The sequence below is a fragment of the Pantoea allii genome (assembly GCF_046529425.1).
GTDB lineage: Bacteria > Pseudomonadota > Gammaproteobacteria > Enterobacterales > Enterobacteriaceae > Pantoea > Pantoea allii.
This window is the reverse complement of record NZ_CP125958.1, coordinates 3,607,760-3,619,632: the sequence shown is the minus strand read 5'-3', so window position 1 is coordinate 3,619,632 and position 11,873 is coordinate 3,607,760. Positions and strand designations below refer to the sequence as shown.

Here is an 11,873-nt window from a genome sequence, read left to right as displayed (position 1 = left end):
TCAGAGAACTGACGAGATAGGGCGAGAATATCACTGTTTCTGACTCGGTGTGTTATTCAACGCGCTAAAAAACCGCAACCAGAAGCCAGGTGCTGGTTTTTAGCGCGTCATGTCCTTATAATCTCGCGCAACCTTTTCCCCGTTGCACATTTTTTAAGCCACACTGACTGGCTGGGATACCTATTTATGAGCGAAAAATACGTTGTTACCTGGGACATGCTGCAGATTCATGCCCGCAAACTGGCTCAACGCCTGCTTCCTGTTGAACAGTGGAAAGGCATTATTGCAGTCAGCCGCGGCGGTCTGGTACCGGCTTCGCTGCTGGCACGTGAACTGGGTATTCGCTATGTCGATACCGTGTGTATTTCCAGCTATGACCACGATCACCAGCGTGAAATGAAAGTCCTGAAACGCGCTGAAGGCGACGGTGAAGGCTTTATCGTTATTGACGACCTGGTTGATACTGGCGGCACCGCACAAGCCATCCGCGAAATGTACCCAAAAGCCCGTTTCTGCACCATCTTTGCTAAGCCTGCTGGCCGCGAGCTGGTGGACGATTATGTTGTTGATATTCCGCAGAACACCTGGATTGAGCAGCCGTGGGACATGGGCGTGGTTTACATTCCACCGATTGTGAAAAGCTGATTGATGTAACACAAACAACGCCCGGTTTTCCGGGCGTTGTGCTTTCTACGCCTCGCGACTTGTTTTGCGGTACAGTACACTTACTTACCGCTGTTAATGCTGTCAGAGAGGTAACATGCCTGGCAAAAACCTGAGCGTTGAGCTGTTCAAGCCTCGTTTTAAACACCCCGAAACCTCATCTCTGGTACGACTGCGTCGTCACGCCACGCATGAGGTGCACTCCGCCCTGGATGGCGATAGCCAGCGTGGCTGGTATCGCATGCTTAACAAGTTGATGTGGGCCTGGCGTGGTTTGCCATCGCAGGAGGTCAGCGAGGTGCTGGCGCGTATCGCAATCAGCGACGCTGAGCACACCCATCCGGCGCTGCTGGATACGGTCATTGGTTACCGTAATGGCAACTGGAACTTCGAGTGGAGCAGGCAGGCGGGCTTCTGGCAGCAGCGGGCGCTTGAGGCGAACGAAAGTGAACACGATCGGGCCGGTCATGACTGGCTTCATGCGTCGCACCTCTATAGCGTGGCGGCGTATCCTTATATCAAAGGCGATGAACTGGCTGATCAGGCACAAACGCTCGCCAGCCGCGCTTATGACGAGGCAACCCGCCGGCTACCCGGAGAACTCAAAACGCTGACCTTCCCCATTGAAGGCGGTAGCCCGGTCAGTGGTTTTCTGCACATGCCGCCTGCTGTGGAGGCACCTTATCCCACGGTGATGTTTTGTGGTGCGCTGGATTCGCTGCAAACCGATCATTATCGTCTGTTCCATGACTATCTGGCACCGCGCGGTATCGCCATGTTGACGCTTGATATGCCTTCCGTCGGGAATTCAATGAAGTGGAAGCTCAGCCAGGACACCAGCTTTCTGCATCAGCAGGTACTGCGCGATCTGGCGTCCGTGCCGTGGATCGATCATACGCGCGTTGCCGCGCTGGGCTTCCGCTTTGGCGCGAATGTCGCGGTGCGTCTGGCCTATCTGGAAGCACCGCGGCTGCGGGCGGTGGCCTGTCTGGGGCCGATTGTGCACAGTTTGCTGACGCAGGCCACGCTGCAGAACAAGGTGCCGGATATGTACATGGACATGCTTGCGAGCCGACTTGGCATGACTGGCACAACGGACAGCGCATTACGGGCTGAGTTGCTCAGCTACTCGCTGAAAAATCAGGGGCTTCTGGGACGAAGAACGTCAACGCCGATGCTGTCTGCACACTGGCCGAACGATCTCTTCAGCCCCGAGGAAGAGAGCAAATTAATCGCTAACTCCTCGTCGCAAGGTAAGGCCTTGTTAATTCCCGTAAAACCGGTCATCGCCAGTTTTGATAAAGGGCTTAATGAAATCTGCGATTGGCTGGCCCAGCGTTTGAAAAGATAGCTGGCAAAATTTACAGTGTTTGCTACAACTACTAGCTGGAATCATTCGGATCGTCAAAAGAGAGTGCAGCACGGCTGCTACGGTTCGGAATATCAAGCCTGTCCTTATGGAGAATTAGCATGACGTTACCGAGTGGTCATCCCCGCAGTCGCCTGCTTAAACGCTTCACGGAACTGGGACCTTACATACGCGATGGAAAGTGTAGTGAAACCCGTTTTTTCTTCGACTGCCTGGCTGCCTGCGTGAATGTAAAGCCTGCGCCCGAGTTGCGTGAATTTTGGGGCTGGTGGATGGAGTTGGAAGCGCAAGCCGATCACTTTACCTACGTTTATCACATCGGCCTGTTTGATAAAGAAGGCGACTGGTCAGTTGCCACGATCAAAGGCAAAGATAACAATGCCCGCGTGGAAGAAACCTTACGTAATTTCCACGGCCGTTTAAAAACGATGCTGAAAGAGTTTGAACTGGATCTGGTGCCAGCCAGTGACTTTGATGAAAAACCGATAAAACTCAGCGCCTGACATCAGGCCCCTGCGGGGGCCTTTTTTTATGGGCCAGGCGGGAAAATTTGCCTACGCATCAACGTACCGGAAAGCGGACAGAGCGGTGGGCCGGAACACAAAACACAAAAGGAAAGGGCGAGTTTTGCAACTCGCCCTTTTAACAGACACATTCACATTGAGGGTAAAGCACTAAGTCTGTCCATCACGCGGGCCGTCATTCCCTCGACCGTCACTCTCGTCAGGCAAGACTCAGATTCATCAGAACTGGTAAGTCAGGCCGACTGCAACGATGTCATCGTTGTTAAGTGCCAGCTTGTTGTCCTTATCCAGTTGGTTAATTTTGTAATCAACAAACGTCGACATGTTTTTGTTGAAGTAGTAGGTCGCGCCCACGTCGATGTATTTAACCAGGTCTTCGTTGCCAATACCGTTTTCGATATCTTTGCCCTTGGTCTGAACGTAACCAATGGATGGACGCAGACCGAAGTCAAACTGGTACTGAGCAACCAGTTCCAGGTTTTCTGCTTTGTTGGCGAAGCCGCTTACAGAGCTTGTAGAATTGCTGAAACTGCCTGGAACAGAAATTGGCGTCATGTTGCGGGTTTCTGTATAGATTGCCGCCAGATAAATGCTGTTGGCGTCATATTTCAGGCCTGTGCCCCATGACGTGGCTTTATCACCGCGGCCATAGATTCCTGCTGCTTGGGAGTTGGTGCGGTCAGAAGAGGTGATGGCACCTAATACGCTTACACCCGTGTCAGCAATGGCATAACCCAGTGATGCACCGTAGCCATCACCATTCTGACGTAATACGTCGGTACGGCTGTTAGCAGAAGTAGAATCATTTTTGCCCTGATACTGAAGAGCAAACTTCAGACCGTCTACCAGACCAAAGAAGTTGTTGTTACGGTAGGTTGCTACGCCAGAGGCGCGCTGTGTCATAAAGTTGTCGGTACGTGCTGTGCCATCACCGCCAAATTCCGGGAAGACGTCAGTCAGTGACTCAACGTCATACAGCACGCCGTAGTTACGGCCGTAGTCGAATGAACCGTACTGAGAGAACTTCAGACCGGCAAAGCCCAGGCGAGTTTTGTTGTTCTGGTTAGCATCACTGCCTTCAGAGTTATTTGCCTTGTACTCATATTCCCACTGGCCGTAACCGGTCATCATATCGTTAATCTGCGTCTGGCCTTTAAAGCCAATACGCACATAGGATTTGTCGCCGTTTTGACTGGCGAAATCGCTGAAGTAATGCTCAGCTTTAACCTTGCCGTAGAAATCCAGCTTGTTACCGTCTTTGTTATAAACTTCAGCGGCCTGAGCAGCAGAGGTCAGGGCCAGAGCAGATACCACGATTGCCAGTGTACTTTTCTTCATTTGCTATCAATCCCAATGAGTAAAATTTTTTTGTCCTCAACGTCTTCTTGTTACAGGCATGGCTGCCTTTATTCTCCGGATGCTCAGTCAACAGGCCGGGGGGCATTCAGTTGCCGCCTTGTTACAACAAGAAAACTTTTGAGGCATTAATGAAAAAGTTTGTAAAACACGGACTTTTTACCGATCAATGATGAACTTTTTATGACAATTTTGATGTTTTGTTGTTAATGGGGAACTTTTGGTCTAATTGACGCTCTGCGAAATTTGCAGTTTTTCCCTTACAGGCTGTTGGCTTCCCTCACTGCACCTGTTAAAAAGTCCGTTCACAGAAATTTTTTACGGCAGGACAACATGAGTGGCAGTCAGACCCTTGTGGTCAAATTGGGTACCAGCGTTCTTACCGGCGGTTCACGTCGGTTAAACAGAGCGCACATGGTGGAATTAGTGCGTCAGTGCGCGCAACAGCACGCCGCCGGCCATCGTATTGTGATTGTCACCTCTGGCGCGATGGCAGCCGGTCGTGAACATCTGGGTTACCCCGAACTGCCGCCGACCATCGCCTCAAAGCAGCTGTTAGCTGCGGTGGGGCAAAGTCGTCTTATCCAGCTGTGGGAACAGCTGTTTTCCATCTACGGCATTCATATCGGTCAGATGTTACTGACCCGCGCCGATATGGAAGATCGCGAACGCTTCCTGAACGCGCGTGATACCTTGCGTGCCTTGCTGGACAACCACATCGTGCCCGTCATTAACGAAAATGACGCCGTTGCCACCGCTGAAATCAAAGTGGGTGACAATGACAACCTCTCTGCGCTGGCAGCAATGTTGGGCGGCGCGGACAAACTGCTTTTGCTGACCGACCAGCTGGGACTCTTTACCGCCGATCCACGCAATAATCCGGATGCTGAATTAATCAGCGATGTCCATATCATCGATGACGCGTTGCGTGCCCTGGCGGGCGACAGCGTATCAGGATTAGGTACGGGCGGGATGTCGACTAAACTCCAGGCTGCAGATGTGGCCTGCCGGGCTGGTATTGACGTGATTATTGCTGCGGGCAGCCGAAGCGACGTCATTAGTGACGTAATTGCGGGCAAGCCGGTGGGCACCCTGTTTCATGCTCAGCAAACGCCGCTTGAAAACCGTAAGCGCTGGATTTTTGGTGCGCCGCCGGCCGGTGAGATCACCGTGGATGACGGCGCGCTTGCCGCGATTATTGAGCGCGGCAGCTCACTGCTGCCTAAAGGTATCCGCGACATTCAGGGCAATTTCTCTCGCGGAGAAGTGATCCGTATTCGCAGCCTGCAGGGGCGCGATATCGCCCACGGCGTCTCGCGCTACAACAGCGACGCGATGCGCATGATCGCAGGCCACCACAGTCAACAGATCAGCGACATTCTGGGCTATGAGTACGGGCCGGTTGCGGTACATCGTGACGACATGATCGTCAGCTAAGGAACGAATATGCTTGAAGAAATGGGAAAGGCGGCGCGTGCCGCGGCCTGGGCAATGGCGGATCTGTCTGCAGCCGAAAAAAATCAGGTTTTACTGACGATTGCTGACCGACTTGAAGCGGAAAGCAGCGTTATTTTGACCGCAAATGAGCAGGATCTGGCTGAGGCACGGCAGAACAAGATGAGCGAGGCATTGCTCGATCGTCTGACCTTAACGCCTGCACGCCTTAGCGCGATTGCCAGCGATGTTCGCCAGGTCTGCCAGTTAGCCGATCCGGTCGGGCAGGTGATGGATGGCGGTCAGTTGGACAGCGGGCTACGGATTGAGCGCCGCCGGGTGCCGCTGGGCGTGATTGGCGTGATTTATGAAGCGCGTCCAAACGTCACCGTGGATGTCGCCAGTCTGTGCTTAAAAACCGGTAACGCAGCCATTCTGCGCGGTGGGAAAGAGACGTGGCGCACCAATGCGGCTACGGTGCGGGTGATTCAGAACGCACTCCAGCAGCACGGTTTACCGGCGGCAGCGATTCAGGCTATCGAAAATCCGGATCGCGAGCTGGTGAATCAGCTACTTAAACTGGATCGTTACGTGGATATGCTGATTCCGCGCGGCGGGGCGGGTCTGCATAAGCTCTGCCGCGAGAACGCGACTATCCCGGTCATTACCGGTGGGATTGGGGTTTGTCATATTTATATCGATGAGACGATGGAAATCGCACCGGCGCTGGACATCATCGTCAATGCGAAAAAGCAGCGCCCCAGTGCCTGCAACTCTCTGGAAACGTTGTTGATTGACACCGCTATTGCTGACCGTTTCCTGCCCGCTTTTACTGCCCGCATGGCTGAAGAGAATATCCCTCTGCATGCCGATGCCAATATTCTGGCGCAGCTGCAGCAGGGGCCGGCCAGCGTTACTGCCGTGCAACAGGGCGACTATGACGATGAGTGGTTGTCGCTTGATCTTAACGTCAAGCGGGTCGCAGATATGGATGAGGCGATTGCGCATATTCGTATGCACGGCACGCAGCATTCAGACGCTATCCTGACCCGCAGCACGCAAAACGCGGCGCGTTTCGTTAAGCAGGTCGACTCTTCGGCCGTGTACGTAAACGCCAGTACCCGTTTTACCGACGGTGCGCAGTTTGGTCTGGGCGCAGAAGTGGCGGTCAGTACGCAAAAACTGCATGCCCGTGGTCCTATGGGGCTGGAGGCGCTGACCACCTACAAATGGATTGCCTGGGGTGATGATACCCTGCGTGCATAACGGTATTTTTTAAACAAACGGGGGCCCATTCAGGCCCCCGTTTTTTTTCATGCTGCTTTTTTCCGCACCACTCAATGGTAGAGTTTTCCCGCCTTTGATGGCTTTTTAAGCGGTGGGGATTATTTTTTACTGCAGGGATGAGTCGGGCGCGGTGCAATTTTTTACAAAAGATTGCTGAAAGGTGAGACGGTACGCGGCTTTGCGCCCTGTTTTATGGTTCGCTGTGCGATAAAACTGTAAATAATAATCAGAAATGCTTAGTAATGCGGTTAGGTAGTAAACTGGCGGTAATATAAAATGAACTGGTAGCAATAATGAAAATAACATTCAGCTCCTCTTCAATGGTCGATTATTAACTGATGGTTAAAAAAGAGAGTACCCGACAAGCTTTCACCGCCAGGCTGATAGCCGCTTGTGAAAGTGCGGGCATTACAGGACACGGACGCAACAAACAGGTCGCCTGCGCGTTACAACGCCAGGGTTGTAAGATTTCAGCGCCGGGCGTGTGGAAATGGTTTAACGCTCAGTCTGTGCCTGATAATGGCAATTTACTGGCGCTCAGCCAGCTGCTTGGCGTGCGGGTAGAGTGGTTGCAATATGGTATGGATCAGCATCCAGAACCTTACCCGCTTCACGACGTCCCCTGCCAAAAAAACACCTTCCGCGTGAACAGTTTTGATTTAGGGCAGAAGTCAGGCGCAGGTCTGCCTGTGGGGGATGATTTTGTCGAAACCATTCAGGCCATCGAATACGGTGAGGATGAAGCCCGCGTGTTGTTCAGTGGCCGTCCGGCAGATCATATTCGATTAATTGCGATCAACAGCGATGCCATGTCCGACACTTTTGCACCACGCGATCAGCTGTTTGTGGACATAAGCGTCCAACAGTTTGACGGCGACGGTATCTATATTTTCACCCTGGATGAACAGCTGTATCTCAAGCGGCTGCAACTGCAACACAAAAGAATTGCCGTCATATCAGATAATAAGCGTTATGAAACCTGGTATCTGGACCGGAATGAGGCGGGTAATTTAAACGTGCTGGCAAAAGTCATTATGAGTCAGGCCGGGCAGTATCACATTCTGGGATAGACAATTCAGCAGGCTGGGCCACCTGTAAGGCAAAAAAATAATCGGTCTAAATTCAAAAAGTTAACTTATGGTAAAAAATAAATTAACCAGTGGTGTTTGATAAAGCATAAGAACCTGTTAATAATTTGAGCATGGATGAAAGAACGTGTTACCACATGGATGAAACGCTCTTAAACAATTGAGGCGCTGCACAAGCGCGAATCAAACCCCCCAAAAGCCAATGAGCTTTGGGATGGGGTGGATGCGCATAATGCAGCGTCGTCAGATGCCGCCTGTACCCTTTTGCTGACCCTTCCACCTGACTGATTATTCAGCCGGGAGGAGAGCCTGTGAACACCATTCAGCGACATTCGAGCTTGTTCTTCAAACCCAAAACGCTCGCCTGCCACCCTATCGCCAAAGACTCATTCACAGGAGGAGTTATGGCGATAATTCATTATGGCAAAAGCGTTTTTATGGGCAATGCACGTACCCGCCGTCATCAGCGGCGTCAACCTCTCAACCGTCTTAAACAAAGCCAAAGCATTGACGAAGCACTTAACTACCCACCCGAAACGCGTCCTTTGCGGCGTGCTGAACAAATTTGTCAGCGGCAGGTTACCCCAGCGGTCGATCGTGCTGTAACCGCGCCGCGCCTGAGAAATCAAGACGTCTCCGGTTTTGATAACTGTTGTCTGCCCCATGTTCATCTTTACGCGGTTCGCTGAATCGTGTGACCGCTGTTGATTCACTGCCTGTCGCAGGTAACGCCATCCTTCCTTCCTGAGCCTGACCTTTGCGCAAATGCTTTAGTGCTGCTGCACCTTTAATCGCAATTCCCACTGCGTTTATCTCTGGCACTAATCAGTTTGTTTTATGTTTTCCCGCACGGGATGGGTTGCCTGCACCCTTACTAAGGAGTTTTTATGAGCCAGATTATTGCAATTCTGAATTTTGAAGAAGGTTACGCTGAAATGCCTTATCTCGACACCCTGGGGTTCCCCACAGTCGCTGCCGGCATCCGGATTGGCCCTAAAGGCGCATCGTTAAGCAATTATGTCCTGCGGGTGCCGCGCCGCGTAGGCGATGTCTGGAAGCAATGCATTCTGGAAAACAAGATGACAGATATGCAGAGTCGCGCTCCCCTGAAACAGGTGCTGGCAAAGTGCAATGATGCGCGTACCGACGTGCTGTTGAGCATGGCGTACCAGTTGGGCGTTGATGGGGTTTTACAGTTTAAAAATATGCTCAGCGCAATCGCTCGTGAACACTTTACGGAGGCGGGCGATGCCATGCTTAACAGCCTGTGGGCACGGCAAACGCCCGGTCGAGTGAGACGTCATGCTGACGTTATGCGCAGCGGTAACTACGACGTTTATCGGGGGCTGTTATGAGATGGCTGTTTTTTATCATCGCGGTATTAGTTGTCGTGATTATTCTGCTGTTAATGCAGCGCTTCACCACGCTGCAGTTTGTTTCTCACGCCAAATTGTTATTTAAAACCTGGTCTGTATGGCTGGCTTCGCTGGGGTCAATGCTAAGCGCCTGGGTTCAGTCATTTCCCTCTTCTGCGCTGAATGCCTGGCAAACGCTGCCTGACGATGTGAAGAGCATCCTTCCCCACAATTACCTTGGTCTCATCGGCGCCTTTATGGTGGCGATGGGCGTCATCGCGCAATTTGTTCGCCAGAAAAACCTGCTGAATGAAAAGCGCCCCAGCAATAAGGAGACATCATGACGTTTATTTCTCTGTTTACCAGCGGCTGGCACGGACTGGCGACGATGGGTGCACTGATCATCGCCGTCGTTGCCAGCTACGTGGGAGGTAAGAAGATCGGCAAGGTGCAACAGCAAGCCCGGTCGGAAGCCGACAGCGCCAGGCAAGAGGCAAATCGCATGGCGAATGTTACTCATCAACAGCAACGCAATAGTGAGGAGGCGAAGCGTGTGGCGACTGATAACCTTAATCTTGATGACGCTGCTGCTCGCGACAAGCTGCAGCAGTCCAAATACCACCAACCTTAAACCTGCCACCTACAGCGATTCAGCCTGCATTCTCTTTTCCCCCATCTACACCCATGGCGATGACGCTCACAAAGCAGATATTCGCACCGTGCGCGCCATTAACAGCCACAACGATTTATGGGATGTCCTGTGTGGTCATTCCGCTGCCGAAGATTCTTTAACTTTCTGATTTACAGCCTATTATCCTGAGGAGGATATCATGATTGAAGTTAACTCATTTGCTGAGCTTCGTACGACCATGCCGTCAAAACCAGGTGAAATTGCCGTACTGAAACGCTACTACGATAAAGATTCCAGCTTTCGTGGCGGCGGCGATTTTGTGGGGTTTACCGGCACCACAATTTTAAAAGATGATGGCGGTACGGTAGCCATAGGAAACGGCTTCTACTGGAAGCGTTCAATCAACGATCCGCGAGAAGTGAACATCCTGCATTTTGGTGCAAAGGGCGATGGCGTCACGGATGACACCGATGCGTTTAAACGTATTCTCGGTTGGTCACAAACTTACAGCCAGAATATGAAGGGATTGCCGGTACGTTTCCCTGGCGGGCGCTTCCTGATTATGCCCATGGACTTGAGTGAGACGGAAATCCCCTTCTTTGGTCTGGCCGGGGACGATCTGGCGCTGGGTTCTCTGCCCGGCACCACCATCGTGTCAGATAAAAGTGCCAATACCCTGTTCAAAGTTCAGGCTCGGCGTACCACCATTCGCGGGATTACCTGGGACGGACAGGCCAGTGCCGATACTGTCACCAACACGGCAACCATTACCCCTGAAATGTGCAGCAATGTTCAGGCGTTTTTTGAAAACAGTTGTATGGCAGGGCAAATCGTTAATATCAGCTGCTTTCGGGGGCAGCGCAGCGGCGGAACCATCTTTAAGCTGCAGGACACGCTCGACAGTAAGTTTGAGCAAATCTATACCAATACCACCTACTCGCGCGTTTTCGATATCGGCTGGTCAGGTTCACCCAAAGGCGTCTGGGATCACTCCACAGCCATTGAGTTATGTAATGCCAATTTCCAGACGGGCTATGGCGATGCCACGCTGTATATGCCGCGCATGACGCAGGCGATCATGCGCAACGTATGGATCGAACATACGCGCAATCCCGGCGATCTGTCCGATGGCGGCTGGACCATTGATACGCTCAATGTCGAGAACTGTAGTGCGCCATTGATACTGAATAATGCACGCGTGGTAATGCGTCATATTAACCTGCAGTCAGGCTCCAAACTCAGTCAGGATCTGGTCGGGGGGAAATGGCTTTCCACCTTTGAGTATGGTTACCGCCGTGACGAGAACTACGGCACCTTTATGAGTGGTTCGCTGCGGGCAGGGTATTTTAGCGGCTACAAGGTGGTGAATAACACCGAGACGGATAACTGGTACCGTTTAGGTCAGGTGTTTTTCCCGTCACCCAATCAGCAATGGGTCATTGAGTTGATCGGTAAAGCGGATAACACCACGCCTTCGGGGACAGCAGGATCGCCCATCAACATGCCCGGCACCGGGAAGACCTGGATCAACCTGCAACGACTGGATACGGTCTGGGCTGATGCCTGTCATATGGGGCAGCCAGCGGTTATTGATATCCGTTACAACCGGGTGGGCACCACCTATGCTGGCGTGTGGGTTAAGCTAAGAGCCAACAGCGGCGAAACCATGTTTAACCTGAAAACCACCGGACCAACGCGCTTTGATACGGGTTCCTGTTCCCTGTTTCAAAGTGATATGTCGCTGGTTGATGACGTATCGAAGGTGGGAACGCTCAAGCCAGCGGCACGCTTTGGGTTGCACAATGGCGTGGCAGGGCTGGGAGCCAATGAAAAAGGCGTGGTGACTCTCGCTACGGCGGTGGGCACACCGACCAACAAAACGACGCCGACGGGTTTTGTGCTCATCAATATTAACGGTACCGATCGTAAGGTGCCTTATTACGATTAACGTCGGCAACCCTACGCGAGGCTTCGGCCTCGCTTTTTTTTGCGTTGTGCCCAGCATTGTGCGGCTCTCAGGCTTCTCGTCACTGTGAGCACTATCTGAGAGCGTGCCGCAGATAGCGCAAAACAGCTTCTGCACCCGTTTTAATCAACACTGCGATCGGGCTTAACAAATAGAATATTGCGCTGCATCAATAACCATACAGAGTCAATGGTTTTAGG

At 52.2% G+C, this 11,873-nt stretch carries 12 protein-coding genes; 11 read left to right on the top strand and 1 reads right to left on the bottom strand.

Annotated features, from left to right (window positions below):
• The first annotated feature begins 186 nt into the window (after window positions 1-186).
• The 3 genes from gpt to crl all read left to right on the top strand — a co-directional run bounded on the left by gpt (window position 187) and on the right by crl (window position 2,535).
• Entirely contained in the window at window positions 187-645 is a 459-nt protein-coding gene (gene gpt / locus QNH99_RS17160; RefSeq protein ID WP_063878556.1) for a xanthine phosphoribosyltransferase, read from the top strand.
• 115 nt (window positions 646-760) lie between these two features.
• Window positions 761-2,014 carry an esterase FrsA gene (gene frsA, locus QNH99_RS17155; RefSeq protein ID WP_063878557.1) on the top strand — a complete coding sequence of 418 codons (1,254 nt, stop codon included), beginning with the start codon at window positions 761-763 and terminating at the stop codon, window positions 2,012-2,014.
• A 119-nt stretch (window positions 2,015-2,133) separates the two neighbouring features.
• Window positions 2,134-2,535 carry a sigma factor-binding protein Crl gene (crl, locus tag QNH99_RS17150; protein ID WP_063878558.1) on the top strand — a complete coding sequence of 134 codons (402 nt, stop codon included), beginning with the start codon at window positions 2,134-2,136 and terminating at the stop codon, window positions 2,533-2,535.
• Window positions 2,536-2,775: 240 nt separating this feature from the next.
• Here the strand turns inward: crl and ompC are convergent, their stop codons facing one another.
• Window positions 2,776-3,894 (bottom strand): porin OmpC, encoded by a 1,119-nt coding sequence (ompC, locus tag QNH99_RS17145; protein WP_172896777.1) that lies wholly within the window; start codon window positions 3,892-3,894, stop codon window positions 2,776-2,778.
• A gap of 351 nt (window positions 3,895-4,245) precedes the next feature.
• Here ompC and proB point away from each other — a divergent pair, with 351 nt between their 5' ends.
• From proB to QNH99_RS17105, 8 genes are all read left to right on the top strand, one after another.
• Window positions 4,246-5,349 (top strand): glutamate 5-kinase, encoded by a 1,104-nt coding sequence (gene proB / locus QNH99_RS17140; RefSeq protein ID WP_063878560.1) that lies wholly within the window; start codon window positions 4,246-4,248, stop codon window positions 5,347-5,349.
• A gap of 9 nt (window positions 5,350-5,358) precedes the next feature.
• On the top strand, window positions 5,359-6,612 hold the full coding sequence (proA, locus tag QNH99_RS17135; protein ID WP_063878561.1) for a glutamate-5-semialdehyde dehydrogenase: 1,254 nt from the start codon (window positions 5,359-5,361) through the stop codon (window positions 6,610-6,612).
• Between the two features lie 359 nt (window positions 6,613-6,971).
• Complete coding sequence (locus QNH99_RS17130; protein ID WP_410516969.1) at window positions 6,972-7,703, top strand: S24 family peptidase; 732 nt, start codon at window positions 6,972-6,974, stop codon at window positions 7,701-7,703.
• Window positions 7,704-8,125: 422 nt separating this feature from the next.
• Window positions 8,126-8,410 (top strand): hypothetical protein, encoded by a 285-nt coding sequence (locus tag QNH99_RS17125; protein WP_410517682.1) that lies wholly within the window; start codon window positions 8,126-8,128, stop codon window positions 8,408-8,410.
• A gap of 198 nt (window positions 8,411-8,608) precedes the next feature.
• On the top strand, window positions 8,609-9,076 hold the full coding sequence (locus tag QNH99_RS17120) for a hypothetical protein (protein WP_063878564.1): 468 nt from the start codon (window positions 8,609-8,611) through the stop codon (window positions 9,074-9,076).
• A complete protein-coding gene (locus QNH99_RS17115; protein WP_063878565.1) occupies window positions 9,073-9,420 on the top strand; it encodes a hypothetical protein in 348 nt (115 codons plus the stop codon). The genes QNH99_RS17120 and QNH99_RS17115 overlap by 4 nt, the downstream gene beginning before the upstream one ends.
• On the top strand, window positions 9,417-9,707 hold the full coding sequence (locus tag QNH99_RS17110; protein WP_109718296.1) for a hypothetical protein: 291 nt from the start codon (window positions 9,417-9,419) through the stop codon (window positions 9,705-9,707). Before QNH99_RS17115 ends, QNH99_RS17110 begins: the two co-directional genes overlap by 4 nt.
• Before the next feature lie 199 nt (window positions 9,708-9,906).
• Window positions 9,907-11,655 (top strand): glycosyl hydrolase family 28-related protein, encoded by a 1,749-nt coding sequence (locus QNH99_RS17105; protein WP_063878566.1) that lies wholly within the window; start codon window positions 9,907-9,909, stop codon window positions 11,653-11,655.
• Window positions 11,656-11,873: the final 218 nt, after the last annotated feature.